The sequence below is a fragment of the Sedimentibacter sp. MB31-C6 genome (assembly GCF_035934735.1).
Classification (GTDB): domain Bacteria; phylum Bacillota; class Clostridia; order Tissierellales; family Sedimentibacteraceae; genus Sedimentibacter.
The window spans coordinates 2,191,112-2,209,832 of the sequence record NZ_CP142396.1 but is presented as its reverse complement, the minus strand read 5'-3'; the positions used below and the strand labels follow the sequence as shown (position 1 = coordinate 2,209,832).

At 31.5% G+C, this 18,721-nt stretch carries 22 protein-coding genes and 1 pseudogene; 2 read left to right on the top strand and 21 right to left on the bottom strand.

Features of this window, described 5'->3' with window-relative positions; genetic code table 11:
- Positions 1-168: 168 nt before the first annotated feature.
- Together U8307_RS10490 and uvsE are read right to left on the bottom strand one after the other, a co-directional pair.
- Entirely contained in the window at positions 169-1,113 is a 945-nt protein-coding gene (locus tag U8307_RS10490; RefSeq protein ID WP_326907672.1) for an EamA family transporter, read from the bottom strand.
- Between the two features lie 106 nt (positions 1,114-1,219).
- On the bottom strand, positions 1,220-2,476 hold the full coding sequence (gene uvsE / locus U8307_RS10485; RefSeq protein WP_326907670.1) for a UV DNA damage repair endonuclease UvsE: 1,257 nt from the start codon (positions 2,474-2,476) through the stop codon (positions 1,220-1,222).
- Between the two features lie 127 nt (positions 2,477-2,603).
- Between uvsE and U8307_RS10480 the strand changes: the two are divergent.
- Positions 2,604-2,798 (top strand): annotated as a pseudogene (locus U8307_RS10480) (DUF2461 family protein); the annotation flags it as partial.
- A gap of 13 nt (positions 2,799-2,811) precedes the next feature.
- Here U8307_RS10480 and U8307_RS10475 read toward each other — a convergent pair.
- The 19 genes from U8307_RS10475 to rlmD form a co-directional block, all read right to left on the bottom strand.
- The gene (locus U8307_RS10475; RefSeq protein WP_326907668.1) at positions 2,812-3,492 is read right to left on the bottom strand and encodes a CPBP family intramembrane glutamic endopeptidase; all 681 of its coding nucleotides are present in this window, start codon (positions 3,490-3,492) and stop codon (positions 2,812-2,814) included.
- Between the two features lie 288 nt (positions 3,493-3,780).
- Entirely contained in the window at positions 3,781-4,155 is a 375-nt protein-coding gene (locus U8307_RS10470; protein ID WP_326907666.1) for a hypothetical protein, read from the bottom strand.
- Positions 4,156-4,500: 345 nt separating this feature from the next.
- The gene (locus U8307_RS10465) at positions 4,501-4,923 is read right to left on the bottom strand and encodes an N-acetyltransferase (protein WP_326907665.1); all 423 of its coding nucleotides are present in this window, start codon (positions 4,921-4,923) and stop codon (positions 4,501-4,503) included.
- Positions 4,924-4,972: 49 nt separating this feature from the next.
- Positions 4,973-5,554: a DUF4256 domain-containing protein gene (locus U8307_RS10460; RefSeq protein ID WP_326907663.1), complete on the bottom strand. Its 582-nt coding sequence runs from the start codon at positions 5,552-5,554 to the stop codon at positions 4,973-4,975.
- Positions 5,555-5,692: 138 nt separating this feature from the next.
- Positions 5,693-5,857, bottom strand: a complete 165-nt coding sequence (locus U8307_RS10455; RefSeq protein WP_326907660.1) for an NAD(P)-binding domain-containing protein — start codon at positions 5,855-5,857, stop codon at positions 5,693-5,695.
- 167 nt (positions 5,858-6,024) lie between these two features.
- Positions 6,025-6,516, bottom strand: a complete 492-nt coding sequence (locus tag U8307_RS10450; protein ID WP_326907658.1) for a GNAT family N-acetyltransferase — start codon at positions 6,514-6,516, stop codon at positions 6,025-6,027.
- A 78-nt stretch (positions 6,517-6,594) separates the two neighbouring features.
- On the bottom strand, positions 6,595-6,837 hold the full coding sequence (locus U8307_RS10445) for a DUF2325 domain-containing protein (RefSeq protein WP_326907656.1): 243 nt from the start codon (positions 6,835-6,837) through the stop codon (positions 6,595-6,597).
- Between the two features lie 38 nt (positions 6,838-6,875).
- Positions 6,876-7,289, bottom strand: coding sequence for a Fur family transcriptional regulator (locus U8307_RS10440; RefSeq protein ID WP_326907654.1), 414 nt, complete (start codon positions 7,287-7,289; stop codon positions 6,876-6,878).
- Positions 7,290-7,328: 39 nt separating this feature from the next.
- Positions 7,329-7,496, bottom strand: coding sequence for a FeoB-associated Cys-rich membrane protein (locus tag U8307_RS10435; RefSeq protein ID WP_326907652.1), 168 nt, complete (start codon positions 7,494-7,496; stop codon positions 7,329-7,331).
- 11 nt (positions 7,497-7,507) lie between these two features.
- Entirely contained in the window at positions 7,508-9,508 is a 2,001-nt protein-coding gene (feoB, locus tag U8307_RS10430; RefSeq protein WP_326907650.1) for a ferrous iron transporter B, read from the bottom strand.
- Positions 9,509-9,650: 142 nt separating this feature from the next.
- A complete protein-coding gene (locus tag U8307_RS10425) occupies positions 9,651-9,932 on the bottom strand; it encodes a FeoA family protein (protein WP_326907648.1) in 282 nt (93 codons plus the stop codon).
- 14 nt (positions 9,933-9,946) lie between these two features.
- Positions 9,947-10,336 (bottom strand): metal-dependent transcriptional regulator, encoded by a 390-nt coding sequence (locus U8307_RS10420; protein ID WP_326907646.1) that lies wholly within the window; start codon positions 10,334-10,336, stop codon positions 9,947-9,949.
- A gap of 456 nt (positions 10,337-10,792) precedes the next feature.
- Positions 10,793-10,969 carry a hypothetical protein gene (locus tag U8307_RS10415; RefSeq protein WP_326907644.1) on the bottom strand — a complete coding sequence of 59 codons (177 nt, stop codon included), beginning with the start codon at positions 10,967-10,969 and terminating at the stop codon, positions 10,793-10,795.
- Between the two features lie 238 nt (positions 10,970-11,207).
- Positions 11,208-12,095, bottom strand: a complete 888-nt coding sequence (locus U8307_RS10410; protein WP_326907642.1) for a zf-HC2 domain-containing protein — start codon at positions 12,093-12,095, stop codon at positions 11,208-11,210.
- Positions 12,096-12,148: 53 nt separating this feature from the next.
- Positions 12,149-12,562: a hypothetical protein gene (locus U8307_RS10405; RefSeq protein ID WP_326907640.1), complete on the bottom strand. Its 414-nt coding sequence runs from the start codon at positions 12,560-12,562 to the stop codon at positions 12,149-12,151.
- Positions 12,563-13,187: 625 nt separating this feature from the next.
- Positions 13,188-13,727, bottom strand: a complete 540-nt coding sequence (locus U8307_RS10400; RefSeq protein WP_326907638.1) for a hypothetical protein — start codon at positions 13,725-13,727, stop codon at positions 13,188-13,190.
- A 156-nt stretch (positions 13,728-13,883) separates the two neighbouring features.
- Positions 13,884-15,233, bottom strand: a complete 1,350-nt coding sequence (locus U8307_RS10395) for a M56 family metallopeptidase (protein ID WP_326907636.1) — start codon at positions 15,231-15,233, stop codon at positions 13,884-13,886.
- Between the two features lie 2 nt (positions 15,234-15,235).
- Complete coding sequence (locus U8307_RS10390; RefSeq protein ID WP_326907634.1) at positions 15,236-15,598, bottom strand: BlaI/MecI/CopY family transcriptional regulator; 363 nt, start codon at positions 15,596-15,598, stop codon at positions 15,236-15,238.
- A 420-nt stretch (positions 15,599-16,018) separates the two neighbouring features.
- Positions 16,019-17,392 carry a 23S rRNA (uracil(1939)-C(5))-methyltransferase RlmD gene (rlmD, locus tag U8307_RS10385; protein WP_326907632.1) on the bottom strand — a complete coding sequence of 458 codons (1,374 nt, stop codon included), beginning with the start codon at positions 17,390-17,392 and terminating at the stop codon, positions 16,019-16,021.
- Between the two features lie 175 nt (positions 17,393-17,567).
- Between rlmD and U8307_RS10380 the strand changes: the two genes are divergently transcribed.
- A complete protein-coding gene (locus tag U8307_RS10380; protein WP_326907630.1) occupies positions 17,568-18,485 on the top strand; it encodes a DMT family transporter in 918 nt (305 codons plus the stop codon).
- Positions 18,486-18,721 lie beyond the last annotated feature (236 nt).

Below are 18,721 nucleotides of genomic sequence, written 5' to 3'. Positions count from 1 at the left end.
AGTTGCAAACAAAAGCAACTTTGAGTATATAATAATAAATTTATAATTATTAACGTGCTTCAAGAAGATATTATATGTCTTTAATTTCAGGTTGTCAATACCTCATTCATATGTATATTTTTCCGGTAAAAGATTTATATTATTAATAATTTTAATTATAGAATACAATCAATCGCTTTCTGCTTTATTTATTATTCTATACTTTTTAATAATTTTTTTGAATACTCCAAAATTTACATTTGTTATAATTAATCCAATCAATATAATAGAAACTCCTATCCACTGCATTTTTGATAGTTGCTCTGAAAGAACAATTCTAGCAGTTAATAATCCTGTTATTGGAACTAAAAGTGATAACGGTGCTATTTTTCCAATAGGATATTTTACAATCAATCCATTCCATATACCATATCCAAATAATGTAGCTACATAGCCTAAATATAAGGCTGAAAATATTGAAATAGCTTTTAAATTAGCAATTGTATTAATCAAAGTTTCTGGTGTATTTAACGATAATGCAATTCCTAATAATGGAAGTGGTGGAATAATACTCGCCCATACAACTAAACTCAACATATTAAGTTTGTCTCCTTTTGCTTCAGCTTTATCCGAAGCAATTCTAGCTATAATATTTGAAAGTGCCCAAAAAAAAGGTGCACATAATGTTAATAAAAATGCATTAAGTGGTATTGTTGTTATATCATTAGAAGATGAATACGACCCAATAATAAATAACCCCATACCTGCGATTATAAAACCTAATATTTGTTTATACTTTAATTTTTCTTTAATAATAACAAATGCTAAAATTGGTGATATAAAAGCTTGAATTTGCAAAACTATTGAAGCAATACTTGCTGGCATGCCAATTTCCATAGCATAAAACAAACACGAAAATTGGCCTACTCCTACAGTTAATCCATATAATATTATGTACTTCCATTCTATATTTGGCTTTTTAACAATAAATATAGCTGGAAATAATGTTATCAAATATCTTAATGAAGCCAATAACATTGAAGGAACACCATTAAGTCCTAACTTTATTACAGTGAAATTTGCTCCCCAAACCATTACAACGAATAGTGCAAGAAATATATCCTTTTTCTTCATAATATCCCTCCAACTTTGTTTATTTCAACCTGTTATTATTTGAAAATTTATTACATTGTATGTATGCATTTTATGCATATCTGGGACGCATACAATGCGTCCCCTACTATATATAAAAATAAAGTGAATTCAATAGATAATTATGGTCGTATTTTACAGCCAATTTTTTAAGATAATTTTTAACTGTTCTAATTCCTGTATTTTGATTCTTATATCTTTCTAAATATTTAAAAAAATTGACTTTTTCCTTTTCTGTTGCATCACTTTTTAAATTATCCCATACATGCGTTGCGGCATTTATAAAGCTATTAGAGTCACCTTCATTTTTAAGTCCATTTTCTATAAGATTATAAAAAGATATTGCAGAAAGTTCCTCTTTATCCTTCAATAATTCAATAAGTTTTTCGTATGTGAAGTGTGATCTTTCAAGTATTGTATACTTGTATTTTCTATATTCCTCTTCTAATTCATTTATTTTCAACTCTTTAGTTGTGCAATTTATACATTTGACGCAGGAAAGATTTTTGTCCTTAACCTCAAGCATTATATCAATATCATTTCTACTGAGCATTTCATAAAAGTTGATGAATTGATTAATACTTATAAAATCTGAATGAGAACCTATCTTCTTATGTTCAGCCTGCTGTGAGTAATGTATTTTTTGATTTCCATCTTCCTTTTTCCATGTTACTTTGCACTGTTCTATCCAATATAATTCTCTCATTTTTTGTTCAGGAGAATTAATCTTGTTATGCAGATTATCAAATATAACCGGAATATTAAGTTTTAATCCTATATCAAGAACTTCTTTGATGTTATATATTTTATCATCATTTTCTATTACTAAACGCCTTTTAACATTATCAGGAAGTAGTTTGTAATTTTCAATAAATCTTTCAATCGATAACCTTTTATTATCATAAGCACCGCCAATATGAAGTACTACTTTGTGCGCATAATTTATATTAAGACTATCAAGAATTCTAGTATGATACACTAATTCTTCAACAGCTTTCTGTACAACATTTATTTTGTTAGAATTCAAAACAGTGTACTGACCTGGATGCACAGATACGCGCATGTTGCTTTTTTTAATCTTATTTCCAATAAATTTCATTTCTTCAGAAAAAATTTCCCACCATTTTATATTGTTAACTGCACTAGAGCCAAATGGTATCAAATCTGAGCTAATTCTGAATAGTTTTATATTGTTTTCAATGTTATAATCAATCATATTGTTAAGAGCAGCTAAATTGTGTTTTGTTAATTCTATAATTCTCTCTTTGCTTGCGTTTTTTAAAATGCAACTTTTCATATCAGTATTTAATACACCTAATGTCTTGCATGCATATCCAATTCTCATATTATTCCTTTCATTTAAGTTGAAAAATTCTATCTATAATTCTATTATAATTAAAAGCTTCATAATCCTATCAAATGTAACTAAAATGTAACTAAAAAGGAATTAAAAGGTATATAATGTACCTAAAGAATTTGATGCTAACCATCCGATGGCGAAATATCTAAAATATAAAAGCTGGTATATTGAATTTAATTTTAATGATTCTATGCTTGAAAACCCACAAGAATTTATAGATTTCGCATGCTCAAAATTCTTTTTGATGAAACCATTTAATGATTTTTTAAATGATGCGCTAGTTGATTTTAAGATGCCAAAACGATAAATTTTTAATATAATTATATTATACCAAACATGATGAAGCCTATGGTGTTAATAGATAGATTGGCACACATATGGACTATCCATGAATTATATATATTACTATATTTTTCATTAAGCCAATTAAAAAATAAACCTGTTACAAACAATCCAGCTATAAATGCTACATATATTATTACATTAAACCAATTTGCCAATATAGATACATGATAAATCGAAAATGATAATGCACTTATTACATATGAATATATCCTTGACGAACTTCTATTTAATGTTAAAAATCCAAATCCTCTAAAAAACAACTCTTCAAGCATTGAATTTATAAAAGAAATATAAAGAGCAACAAAAACAAAATTATCCTTGTTTACATTTAAATTGTTCTGCAACTGTAATGCAATATTATCTAAATCAATAAATCCCTTAAGAACGTAATACCCCACTAATATAAACAAATACACTCCCAACCCTAATGCAATTGAAATAAATATTTGTCTTTTATCTTTAACAATAAAATATTCTTTTAATTTAATATCTTTATCAAATGCACAGTAAATTAAAGGAAGTACTGCAAATAAGATTATTTTATACATTGATTTTAGAATGTATTCTAACTTAAAATATGTTTCTATTACATACATAGATATACATGCAAATATAATGATAATTGTTATTATTATGTTCTTCTTTTCCTTGTTCATAAGTGCTAACCTTTTTTACTTTATTTTAGCATCTTTGAAAAATATAATCAATAATTTATAATTCATATCCAATTGTCTCAAGCCACTTTGTAACATCTTCTGATTCAACTATTCCATTTACAGCAATACCAGGTAGATAACGGATTTTGAGCACTCTTCAGCTATTACATTTTTAATTTGGCAAACACCCACCTCCTCCATGTGTGCAGAAGGGAATTACTGTTATTTCTGTAAAGTCATGTTGCAAATATTTGATGGATTTATAACTGCTTTTAGAAGTGATTAATTTTAATTCATATTAATCAAGGTTTGATTGTCATTTTTATCCTTTAAAAATTGACTGGTTTTTCCCATTTTATAGGCAAGAATAATCATTGACTTTTCTTCTTCAGAAATTATTCTATTATACATCTTTTCAAATTGCTTAAATAAAGCTTCAATATCTATTATTTTCTTTGGCTGCTTAATTCTTGGTTTTATGTAATTTGGATTATAAATACCAGGTCTTATATAACGACTAAATGAATCAACAACATTTAAATTCGAATCTAATTTTATAGCTCCTATTTGTATTATTTCAAATGGGAACATATATCTATTTATTTTCTTTACTGATTCATCACAGAAATTCTGATTAAATTCTAAATCAAAAACTATGTACATTTTTTCCTCTTAATAAATTATTCTCAAACTTCATGATACTTATTGTTAGTAGGTATATTTTATTTATTCTTTTTCATATACACTTCCTACCATTGTATATTATTTCACGCATTTATAGCGATATAGCTTATAATATTTTCATACTTATAATCATTAGTAACATCAGAAGTAGGGTCATAGAATATACCATCAAAATAAACTATAAGATGACTTTTTTCGTAACCTCTTACATTGATAATACAACATTTTGGAAATTCAACCATTTGGCCATAAGTGTAAATAAACTGACCTAAATGAATAATTCATAGCTTAATCTCTTTTCGTAATTAATTTAAATGCGTGTCATTATTTTTTCCACTGCATATTTATTTCAGTTTCATTTGTATTTTCATCTATTTGTTCATTAATAGGAACAAATCCTTCTTTCAAATAAAAATTAACTGCACGATCATTCTTTTTATATACACTTAATGATAACTCAGAATTTCTTTCTTTCGCACATTCAAGCAATAATCTACCTATTCCTTTGGATTGATTATCTGAATCTATAAATATTCCAGCGATATAACTATTCATCAATCCCACAAATCCTAGAATTATACCTTTATCTTCATAAACTAATATTGTAGCATCTGGCAGCATTTTTTTTACTGTTTCATAGTTACTATGCCAATAATTTTTATCTATAAAGCCATGTGCCTCTATGTTGGTTTTAAGCCACAATTTCATAACGCTATCTAAATCGGAATTTATAAAATTTCTAATCATTTTAACCTCTCAAAAATAAAACTTATACAATCATACATAATTGAAAAATTTATACTCTTAATAATCCTCTGAAACCTCTAGCACCATAATAAGATTCTGCTCCATTATGGTATACAAAGACCGTGTCATAACGACGATCACAAAAGATTGCTCCACCAAGTTTTCTAATATTTTCAGGCGTCTTCACCCAGCTAGAAGTTTTCGTATCAAATTTTCCTAGTCTCTGCAGCTTCCGATATTGTTCTTCAGTTAAAAGTTCAATACCCATGTCAGAAGCCATATCAATAGCATTATTTTCCGGCTTATGTTCTTTTCTTGACTCAAGTGCTTCACGGTCGTAACAAACACTTCTGCGCCATTTAGGACTTTCCGCTGAACAATCATAAAAAATGTATTCATCAGCATTTTCATCATAACCAATTACATCTGGTTCGCCACCAGTTCTTTCCATTTCATTGAGTGACCATAGTTTTTCAGTATTAGCTTCCAGTTTAGCTTGTACTTTATCCCACTCGAGACTTTTGTGGAGGTACATATTTTTCTCAAAACGTGCTTTTAATGTACTAATTAATTTCTCATGTTCTTCTGGTGACAACACTTTTTTATTTCTAGTTTTATCTTCATTTGTCATGTTAGTTTCTCCTTTACGGTATATTAATAATATTATTAATATACCGCATTCAGGTAGTTGCTAAACAATACAAAATGCAAAAGAAGGTTTTTAAATTTCCACTAACAATTCATATTGCTTAATACTCTTATTAAATCGCTAAATACTCCGTAAGCTGTCTGTTCTAGTTGAAATTGCTACTACACTAATACTCAAATTAAATTTTTCAAATATTTCTCTTTCTTTTTCAATCAACAACTTTGCAAATGCCTGACCAACATTTCCAAATCCTAATATAGCTATTTTAATGGTATTATTAATCATTCTACACCTCTGTTCAAGAATAATATGTTTACGTTATCATTATACCACAATTTAACAGCGTTAAGCTATAGCTTCTTGTTTTTTAGATATTAATTTATGAAAAACCCTGAAAGTAATTATGAATTAATTTCAGGGTTAAATATTGTTTTAGACTTTACTCTATTTGTTCATACGATTTTACTTCTTCGTTCAACTAATACTACATCATGCCATTTTCCGTTATCCATTTTACCTAGTCTTTCTCTATAACCGACTTCCCTAAAACCACATTTTTTATGTAGATTTAAGCTTGAAATGTTCTCTTTAATAATCCCTGATTGTAATGTCCAAAACCCGTTTTCTTCAGAGATTTCAATTAATTTTTCCAGTAATGCTGTACCAACTTTTTGACCTTGATATTGCTCACCGATATAGATGCTTACTTCTGCAACCCCGGCATAAACACAGCGACTAGAATAAGGAGATAAAGCTGCCCACCCTAAAATAGTATCACCGTCTCTAGCTACTAGGCGACAGGTTTCGCAATGTCCTTTATTCCAATCTTCCCAACTTGGTATCGTACTTTGAAAGGTAGCTATTTTCGTCTTTATTCCTTCCATGTAAATTTCTGCAACCTTCGTCCAATCTGATGCTCTCATCTCGTCTACTTTATAATCCATACTTTTATCTCCCTATTTGTATGCTTTAACGTATGCATATCGCTTCTTCATCAAATTTAAATATTAATTTTCTATTTATTATAACATCCTTAGCATAAATAACAATGGTAATTTACGGGACGTAACTTCCCCAAAAACGGAAAAAAGAACCGTCCCCAAAAAACCCCAAAAAAAAAGTCCAATAGCATCAGATTGCCCAATACTCTTATTAAATCTGGTCGGCATCTGTGTAAAGACTTTTATTTTATGCCCATGCTTGTCTCCAATGGCCTTATAATCATCCCTCATTCGCTCATGTCCGTCTACCAGTACAATACTCAATTCAAGCCCTCCATATTTAAAGTTTTAAAAAAATTCTTTTAGTATTGCTCATCCATGCATTTTTCACAGATTCCAAAATGCTTCACTCTATGATTGCTAACACGAAACCTGTTTTTTAAAAACAGCTGCTTTTCCAGGGAGTCCAACAAATCCCCCTCTATATCCAAAACGTTGCCACAGCATTCACATATCAGATAATAGTGCTCATACTTTGAATTGGGGTCTGACAGCTTATACCTTATGCAGCCGTCATTCAAGTAGATTATTGTAATAAACTTCAACCTTTTAAGCAGTGTCAGCGTCCTGTATACCGTAGCCATGCCTATGCGGTGTCCTTTTGATAAAACAATCTGTAAAATTACATCCGCATTAAGGTGCTCGCCGCTGTTCTCAGCAAGCACCTCCAATACGGCTATCCTTTGACCTGTAAGCTTATAGCTATTGTTTTTCAAATGCTCCTTTTAAATCAATAAGCTTTTTTACCATTTGCATCATCCTTTTGATTTTTCACTGGAATTGTTGCAACCACAATGACTTTCGCCTGTTTGACTGTAAGGACAACCAATACACTTGGCTCCTTTTCGCTTTTCAATAACAATTTTAGCAATTGCAGACGCTACGATTGCTAAAATAATGATGGTGATAATTAAATTGCCCATAGATTTTTCTCCTAAGCACTTAATGCTTCTTTTGCAGATGCTTTTTGTTCACCTTTTCTTGTAAGATAAACAACATAGCCAATCATTGCGATTATAGCAATTAAACCTGGCAAGAAGCCACTCCCCAAAGCACCTGTTGTTAGTAAAGTTCCTATCTGATAAGTAATAAATGCAACTGTATACCCTATACCTAATTGAAATGCAATTCCGCCCCAAAGCCACTTTTTACTCTCCATCTCGGCATTCATGGCACCAATAGCTGCAAAACACGGTGGTGTAAATAAGTTAAACATCAAATATGCCAATGCAGCTGCCGAGGTTAATCCCATTACTCCTGCAACATCAGTCGCTCCATTAACTAAAGCAAGTTCTTCCGTATCAATGAAGTTTGTGATTGAGTATACAACAGCCAATGTACCAACTACATTCTCTTTAGCAATAAAACCAGTAACCGCTGCTGCAGCCAACTGCCATACACCAAATCCTAAAGGTATTAATAGAACAGCAAATGGTGATGCAATACTGGCCAGAATACTAGTACCCTCTGCGCCTTCAGCAACTACTTGAAATTTCCAATCGAATGTTTGCATGATTTGCACTGCAGCATTACAAAGAAGAATAATAGTCCCCGCTTTAACAATAAATGCTTTTGCTCTAGAAAGCATTTCTAATGTAGCTCTCTTAATACTTGGAAATTTATATTCCGGCAGCTCCATAATGAAGAATGATCTTGCATTTTTCTCTCCAGTAATTCTTACTACAATTAAAGCTCCTATTATAATGAGCGCAATACCTAAAAAATACATTGTTGTTCCCACCCAAGCCGCATCATTAAAGAACACACCTGCAAAAAGAGCAATGACAGGTAATTTTGCTCCGCATGGCATAAAAGGTGTAAGCATTGCAGTTGTCCTTCTTTGTCTTTCATTTTTAATTGTTCTCGTTGCCATAATTCCCGGAATAGCACATCCTGTACCAATAATCATTGGAATAATTGATTTACCTGATAATCCAACTTTCTTAAAAAATCTATCCATAACAACAGCAACACGTGCCATATATCCGCAATCTTCAAGCAATGCCAGCAGGAAGAACAACACCATGATCAGCGGAAGGAAGCCTACAACAGCTCCAACCCCTCCTAATATACCATCTAAAAGAATGGCGCTAAGAACAGGAGATACTCCTTCTCCAAGTAATTCTGCAACCCAGCCATTGAATCCATCTATCCAACCAACAAATGTGTCAGCTAAAAGCGGTCCTAAATGAGTTTGAGAAATAGAAAATACTGTCCACATTACTACTGCAAAAATCGGAATTCCAAACCATTTATGTGCTAAAACCCTATCAACTGCATCTTGAATCGTTTGACGATTGCTACTTATTTTTCTGTTTTCAACCTCTGCAATAATAACTTTCACAAGTTCAAACCGTTTTTTATCAGATGCTTCAACTGAATTTTTATCTGCCATATTAACCCCTAAGCCATCAAAGGGCGCTTGCTGCTTCTTGCCCTTAGCATTTTCAGCAGCAGATATAAGGTCCTTCAAACCGTTTTTACTTCCGGCAGTAGATATTGTTTCAACAACGGGACATTTAAGTTTTTCTGACAAAGCCGCTACATTGATAACTATCCCTTTTTTCTTGCTTAAATCACTCTTGTTAAGGGCAACAACAACCGGTATCCCTAGCTCCAGAAGTTGAGTTGTAAAAAACAAGCTTCTGCTTAAGTTTGTGGCATCAACGATGTTAATAATAACATCAGGTTTTTCATTTTTAACAAAGTCACTCGTGATATTTTCCTCGGATGTGAAAGGTGACATGGAATATGCTCCAGGAAGGTCTACTGCAATAATCTCAGAATTTCCTCTATTAAGACTTTTTTTGATTTTCCCTTCCTTTTTCTCAACTGTTACGCCCGCCCAGTTTCCCACATGTTCAACCTTTCCTGTTATTGCATTGAACAATGTTGTTTTTCCACTGTTTGGATTGCCCGTTAATGCTACTTTCATAACGCTCCTCCATATTTATTTTATTTTTTAAAATTTATAATTGTTAACTTCGATTAACTCTTTGCACGTAATAACTTCTTAAAGCTTATGCAGTTATTTAAATAAAGTTAACTATAGTTAACTTTATTGTTAAAAAAAATAATTACACAATGATTGCTTCAGCTAAATTCTTATCAAGACTATATCTTGCATCCTTTATAGAAATAACAAAATTTTCACTAAGTACTGACAGTACTGTCACTGTTTCACCCTCATAACATCCTAATGTAAATAGAAAATTTTTAAGCTCTTCATCATTGGTCTTAATTGCTTTAATCGTGTACTCTCTGTTATTCTGTACCTTTGCCAAATTTGCCATTTCACTAGCACACCTTTCCTTACTTTTATTGACTGGTAATATTATTTTACTACTAATCATGTTCATATCTTCCCCTAAGCTTACAACTTCTCTATATCAATATTGTTCCTCTTTAAATAGATTTTAATAGCTTCTGTCATTTCATCGCTGAGAACATGTTCTATTTTACATGCATCAATACTAGCTTGCTCTGCAGACAATTTAAGAGAATGTTCTAAAAATAACTCTATCAATTGATGTTTTTTATAAATTTCCTCAGACACTTCTCTCCCCTTTTCTGTCAATAGAATTACTCCATATTTTTGTGTATTAACAAATCCCTGCTCTTTAAGATGTTTTATAGCTTTTGTTACACCCGGTTTTGATACAGCTAGCCGATTTGCAATATCTACCACATGAGCATGGCCGTGATTATTTTCTAATATATAAACTGTTTCCAAATACATTTCCATAGATTCATTATTACTCACGTTACCACTCCTTAATTATGTATAATAATTCTCATCAAGATGTTAACCTTGGTTAACATCTATAGTATAACGAAAACATCTTACCTTGTCAAGGAAAAAATTTATCACGATGTTTAAATAAAATGAATCGAAGACAACGATGCTATTCAAACCATTGCCTACGGCTCAAATCCTGCATATTTACTTACTGGCTTTTGTGCATTTAAATTTGAAATGTCAGTATATTTTCATATATTCCGTACCCATTCAAGCCCGTTATCTTTGAGAATATCTCTATAGCGGGTAAGTTCCATATCTTTATTACTTTCTTCAAAGGTGTAAGCATCGTCGATGAAGTTATGTACCATTTCGGAATAACCTACAAAAGGTATCTGTATCGGATGTTCCGCTATTCCATCGTTTTCATTATCATTAACCCATTCGCAATTAAATCAAACAAATTAGCTGTAAAAATAACTATTTCCTTTGTCTTTTTAAGCAAACATCTAATTTGTTCAGCTTCATCATTAATATTATCTCCCCCATATTACATTCTGTTACTACGCCACTTCCTCTTTGATGAAAATTAGGTGCCAGCATCATCAGCTGCTCTATCCCTCCCAGTGATGTACCATACATAAAATATCTTGACATTTTTCTCAATCCTTTCTTTCTATTAGTTTTTTAAATAAAAAAAGAGGCGAAGACTATCGATCATAAGTTGACCGAAGACTTCGCCTCTTTGGGTTTCTTTATTTAGTTGTGATTTATATAAAATAAAAGCACCAGATTTTTACATCTTAGTGCATTTATGGTTACGTTTTTAATTTTTTAAGTAATTATTTGCGGCTACAAATTGGAATTTATGAATTACGTGTTATGCTCATAATAGTTAGTGCCTAAATTTCGAATGTTTCTTTTTATACAAAATATAAAATAGAGAATAAATAGGTATTACTAAAAGCAAAATCAAATAAAAATCACGAGTTGCTGAATATGAAGTGGCATTCCATCCTTTAATCATAATATGACTTACAATATAAGAAATGGGAATAAATAGTATTTTTACTACTATGGCTTTAACTTTTTCTTTCTTTCTGAATATTACAACAAGCATTGCCAAAACAATTGCAAATAAAATGGTAATGACAAAATAATAATTCAAAAACAATCGAGGTAAGGTCAAAACTCCTCCATTATTAATGGGACTTCTTCCATAGATTACTTTATCTTCTTGCCCACCATTAGACACATAATAAATAGTATTAACTGTTTCTCCGTTTGGATTTACCGTTATATCTTGCTTTTTCTCGATATCAAAGAGTTTGTTCCAAATTGTATTATAGATACTAATATCATATACGCCTTGTTCACTTTGATAAATCTCATATTCACCTGTAAAAGAAAGCGTTACATAGCCATTATTATCCTTTACAGAAATAATATCAAATGATTCAGCATAAGGTAGATATTCAGGTGCTGTTAAATATGCAAATGATAATATTACAACAATGGCTGAAATAACTGCTGAAAGAATACCTGTAAATACTCGCTTTTTCTTTATATCCAATCCTATTTTTTTTATAACTTCAATACCGCTATCCTTTTCCGAACAAATTTTTTTAACAGGTATATCTGTTTGCGTTAGTTCCAATTCATTTTTGCACTCAGCACAATGACTTAAATGCTCATCTACAAATTGCTTTGTATCGTCTCTGATAACATTTTCAACATACAAAGGTAATATATCACGAACAATACTACACTCACGATTTTTCATTGTTTGATTCCTCAAGAATTTACGGGACGGTTCTTTTTGATTGAGACAAGAATTTACGGGACGGTTCTTTTTGATTGAGACAAGAATTTACGGGACGGTTCTTTTTGATTGATGTAAAATATAAACTGCCAATCAAAAAGAACCGTCCCCAAAAAACGTGCCGTCCCCAAAAAACGTGTTGTTTTAGTTTTTTCAGCATAGGCAGCTGCGTAAAAAGTGGCAAGTTCTTTTTGGTCAAAGCTATCCAACCGCTTCATCAGAAAATTCAGCTGATCAAGGTTTACTGTTTGTTCAAAGAGCAGAGCTGACAATCGCTCATCGTTATGGACAGCACTGATTTTAATCTCTGTTTTTGCAGTATTGGCAATACCAAGACTGTCGCATAAAACCTGCAGTTCTTTTTCCTTGCTGGGAAAAGCAAGATTGTAGTAATTGCTTTCATGCATGCATTGAATCATTGTTCGCATAATCTTTTCCTCCTTTGATTAATTTTTTGCACATCGGTTTTTAGACAATCTCCTTCACGGCTATAACAGATAAAGCCGTGGGATGCATAAGGGCAATCACCACAGTTTTTAAAGGGACCGGTAAGAGCAGTGGGTGGATCAGGTCTGCCGGTGCTTGTGAGACTTTCAGAATCATAACAGGCAGGTTTTCTATTCCGTTTGTATTTTACAAGCATATCGTATCCTTTCTGAAAACAAAAAAGCCGAAGAATCAGTGTGCAATAACGCACATTAACTCTTCGGCAATGTCTGTTTTTCTATTGTTATTTTATTTTATAATCTTACTTACCTAAAAGTGGTTTTGCATCATTTCAGGGGCTGCATCTAAAAAATTAGCTTCTGCATTATTATTTTTTTCTTATTCTTTGCTCTAAGACCATTACATGTAGTATTTAAAAACACATTTTCAGCCTATTGGTTCGTTATATGCAGTAAATCAATTTTTACAGTTTGGTAAAAGCAGCCATCCGGCAGCGACTTCTTATTTTTCAAGGCGTTTCAGTCTTTCAAGCCTCCAACCGTGGATAACTAATCCAACTATTGATGAATGCCATTAAAATTCTGTATAAATTACTTCTTTGCATGGCTAATTTGCTTCTATCTTCAGTATCATTTCTTTAAAATACTTTCCGATTTCAACCAGCCGCTTATCAGTTAATTCAATTACTTCTTCACTATGTTCAATAAACTGGATCATACCTAATTCAACATAGTTTGGAGCGGGTTTAAATTTCTTCTCGATAATTTCATTTGTATCAAGATTCATTTTAAAATATACAAGTGCGCCGTCAATAGAACCCGTAACAGAACCCGTGGCCTTTATAATAGAGAAAGTGAGAGTATTTTCATCCTGGTGTATTGAAACACTCCCCTCATTAGATGTGCCAAACTCTTCAAAGATTTTTAATCCGGCAATATACAATGACCTGTCTTGATATTTATATTCAAGATATTCGGCAATTTCACTGTCAGATACTTCATAATTGCGTTTGTCTGAAACTTTCTTTTCATAAGGTTTTAATTCTGTTTCTTTCGACTTACTAGTTGGTTCAGATTGTTCTATGCATCCTGACAATGATAATGCAAATACGCAACATATAATTATATATGCTAATTTTCTTGTCATAGAATAGAATTCACCCCCTGGCCTACTACAAAATGTATAGTTTTTATACTACAACTTTTTGTTAAATACCCATTAATAGTATAGTATTAATGGGTATGTTTATTTCTACTAATGTGCTGTATCGCATAAATCCTGTGACCTATTAGATAAGTTCACCTAAATGGTAAATTCAATTTTCTCTGTAATACTTATTACCTTACCATCTTTTACTTCTATAAAAAATGGAACCTTTTGCGCCGGTGGTGAATCAGAATATGATTCATCTAAGTGTAGCATAAACTCTTCTTTATTTGTTGTTGTATATAATCTATCCGCAACCCCATCTTCAAGAAATAGAAAACTATAATCAACAAATGTATATGTTGTTTCCTTTGTGATTTTAAAAGTTTGCTTGTCTGTGTCCGGATTATAAATGTGATAACCACTGGGTGTAGTGATGCTTTCCCCCAATTCTTCAAGTTCTTCTATTCGTTCTGTATCTTCCCTGTAAATTATTTCAACTTCATCAATATATAATAAGTCATCTTCTATTACCATGTATCCTGTTATTAATCTTGGTATGGATGAATTTACACCGGGATTTACCAAAAGCCCAATCCCAATGGCTAGTGCAACAATGGCTGCTAATACAACCACCCAAAATCTTGGTTTTTTATAATTTAACACGTTTTTAATCCTCCCTTTCACATTTCCCTCGCCAAAAGCAAGTGGATTACAATTAAAAATATACTCCCCTGTTGCAAGTGACAATAACGAATTAGCATATGGTTTTTTAATATCTTCATTCATCTCTTTCAATACTCTTTCATCACAGGAAAGTTCCATATCCGCACTCATTAACATGAATGCAATCCACACGAGGGGGTTAAACCAGTGGACGGACAATATTAGGAAGCCTAAAATTTTTATAATATGGTCTTTCCGGTGAATATGGGTTTGTTCATGTAGCAAAATATAGCTTCGTTCAATAGCATTAAGTCTATAAGGTAAATATATCTTGGGGCTTATCAATCCAAGCACAAATGGTGTTTTCAAATTCTTTGCTTCGAAGATATTTTTCTCTATTAATTGTGCACTTTTAAGCCGTCTTTTTAATGTCAAAATAGATATAAGGCTATAAACAAGCAAAGCTATTATGCCTAATACCCAGATGTATGCCCCCATTTCCACGTATATCTGAAGTGGATTCACACTTGCCCCTATAGTCGGTGCAGGAAATGAATTGTTTACAAATGAATCAACCACTTTTATCCCGCTGTTAATCTGCGGAATTTGTTGATAGATAATATCTTGGGGGATTGGTACAGCATTCGTATTACGTGGCATAAGACTAAACATGCTTTCAAAGGAGAATGGAATTAAAAGGCGAAAAGCAACCACACCCCATAAGGCATAGGAGATGACTTTTGGAGCTTTTTTGAGTAGAAACCTGATGAGTATTACAAAAACAATTACATAACTTGCCGTAAGGCTCATATTTAAAACAGTAAGAAATAGTTCACTCATTGCTACACCTCCTTATGCTCATCAATCAATCTTTTCAACTCTTCAGCTTGATAATTACTTATTTTTTTGCCACTGATAAAAGATGTTAGAAATTTCGGCAGTGACCCTCCAAAGGTATCCTCCACGAAACGTATACTTTGCTTGGCGTAATATTCATCCTTTGAAATTTGAGATGAAACCACTGCATTTTCATTTTGAAAAATACCCTTATCACATAACTTTTTAAGTACTGTATATGTTGTGGATTTTTTCCAATTCATTTCTTTTTCACTTAGCTTCACAAGATCGCCGGAGCCAATCGGTTCGTTCTGCCAGATTAATTCGGCAAACTTTTCTTCAGTTTCTGCGAGTTTATAATATTTCATGATAAACCTCCTTGGTCTATGCAACATCGACTTTATATTAAGTCTATACTGTATAAACCAAATTGTCAATGATAATTTCTTTAAAAAAATGTAACAAGATTTATGATTATAAAAACCGTCAATAAGGAGAGTTTATCTCCAGATTGACGGTCTGACTCCAAGTAACATTTTATACTTCAACTTCAATTCCCTATTTAAAACTTACACCATATTGTTTCAAATAATGTCTATTTTTCTAGTTATTTTATTTTATAATTTCTTTTGTCGTAAAGTGATTTTGCGTCATTTTAGGGGCTGCATCTAAAAAATTAGCTTCTGCATCAGTATTTTTCGCTAAAAAAGGGGGCTAAAATCGTGCATTTTTAACCCTCTTTTTTGCTTGTTTTTTACCTTAAAACCACTACATGTAGTGGTCAAAGTCTATTTTTTATCCTCTATACCACTACGCTGCATCAGAATCACGCACTCCACGTGCACTGTCCAAGGGAATTGGTCTACAGGCTGAACTATTTTTAGTTTATATCCACCACTTTCTAAAAGCTTAATATCTCTTGCTAAAGTTGAAGGGTTGCATGATACATATACCACTTTTTCTGGATTCATATTTATTATTGTATCTATTACTTCTTTTTCACAGCCTTTTCTTGGAGGATCTAATATAACAACATTTCCTTTTATATTTTTACTATACAACTTTGGCAGTATTTTTTCTGCCTTACCTGCATAAAATTCCGCATTTTTTATATTATTTAGCTTAGCATTTTCTCTTGCATTAATAATTGATTGTTCTACAATTTCAATTCCATAAACCTTCTTTGCATATTTTGAAGCCATTAGTGATATTGTACCTATCCCACAATAAATATCAAAACATATATCTTCTTTATTTAAATTTGCATATTTTAAAGCAGTATCATATAACTTTTCTGTTTGTATAGGATTAACCTGAAAAAAAGTATTTGGAGATATATTAAATATTAAGTCACCTATATTATCTTTTATTGTACCCTCTCCATACAAAACAATATTTTTATCTCCCATTACTAAATTTGTATTTTTGCTATTTATATTTTGTATAATAGTTTTTAATTCTTTAATTTCATTAACGAGTTCTTTAACGATAATATCTTTTTGTTGGAATTTTTCTGAAACTGTTACTATTATGAGCATCAACTCATTTTTTTTATTATTTCTGATAACAATACTACGAATTGTTCCAGTTTTCGTTTTTTTATCATATGGTTTAATATTATATTTTTTTATTGCTTTTTTTATAAGTGTAATAACTTTATCTGCAACACTACTTTGAAGCATACAAGTATTTATATCAACTGTATTATATGTACCTTGTTCATAAGGACCAATAACTACTTTATTACTAATATTCTTAACTGAAAAGGCTGTTTTATTTCTGTATCTAAATGGTTCTTTCATTTCTATAGTGTCATGAATCGAAACATTGTCTAAGTTAACTTTAACTCTTTTCAACTCGTTTATTACTCTTGTTTTTTTAAATTTAGACTGTTCATCATAATTAATATGCATCAGCTGACATCCACCACATTGTGTATAATATTGACATGGTGGTTCTATTCTATTTTTTGATGGATTAATGGTACTTAGTACTCTTCCAATCGCATAATTTTTCTTTACTTCTGTTATTTCTATCTCAACATAATCACCTTCTATTGCATCTTCTACAAACACAACAAAGTCATCTACTTTTGCAACACCTTTTCCGAGATAATTTAAATCTAATATATTAACCTCTTTTATTTGACCTACCTCTAACATTTTAACTCCTAATTTTATTTATTACTACAATTATACTATGATAAAAAGTCTTGTCAACGAAGTTATTTAGTTATTTTAAAAGAAAAGAAACGTCCTAAATATGATAACATATTCTTGTTTATAAAGATTTATTATGATAGTATATTGTTAGGTAAATTATTTAAGGGGTGACGAAATGAAAAAGCAAGAATTAAAATCTGTATTAATGTTGTTATTAACTGCAGCAATATGGGGTTTTGCATTTGTTGCGCAGAGGGTTGGCATGCAGCACGTAGGAGCATTTACTTTTAATGGCATACGATTTGCCTTAGGAAGTTTATCTTTACTACCTGTTATTTATTTTTTTGACAAAAAATCCAAAGAAAACAATCCAGAGAAAAACAAAGAAAAAGAGAATGTTAAACTTACTATTAAATCAGGAATTGTTGCTGGAAGTGTTTTATTTATAGCTGCATCTCTTCAACAAGTAGGACTTATTTACACTACTGCTGGTAAAGCAGGATTTATTACCAGTCTTTACATAGTGCTTGTTCCTATTTTAGGTATATTTCTAAAACAAAAAACACATTTTACAACTTGGATTGGGGCACTTACTGCAGTAATTGGTCTCTACTTTTTAAGTGTAAATGAGAGTTTCACAATTGAATTTGGAGATTTGTTAGAAATCATAGGTGCTTTCTTCTGGGCGGCTCATATTCAATTAATTGATAAGTACGTCAAAAATATTGATGCTGTTAAATTATCGTCTGTTCAATTTGCTTCGTGTGCTATTCTAAGTATAATAACTGCATTTATTTTTGAAGATATTAATTTCAGTGGAATTACTAATGCAGCCATTCCAATACTATATGGTGGTATTATGTCAGCAGGTGTAGCTTACACATTGCAAGCTATTGGACAAAAACATGCAAAACCTTCACATGCAGCTATAGCTCTTAGCATGGAAGCTTTATTTGCAGCAATAGGTGGAATCTGGCTATTATCAGAAAGACTACCATTGAGAGGATATGTTGGTTGTGCACTAATGCTTACAGGAATGCTTATAGCACAGTCTGAAAATTTAAAAAATTCAAAAGCAGATGCTTCTCAGTAAACTTATGTATTAGAACTGTAGTGACGCATTTTATGAGTCCCCCGGTATGCATGCAATGCATACCCTACAATGTAAAATAATTTTACATTATTGTCAGTGATTATGTGATGAAGATTCAAATAATGAATAGTCCACGGGACGCATACAATTGCGTCCCCTTCAATGTAAAGTAATTTTAAATTGTTGTTAATGATTATGTCATGCATGCATACCCTACAATGGACAACTACGTTTTA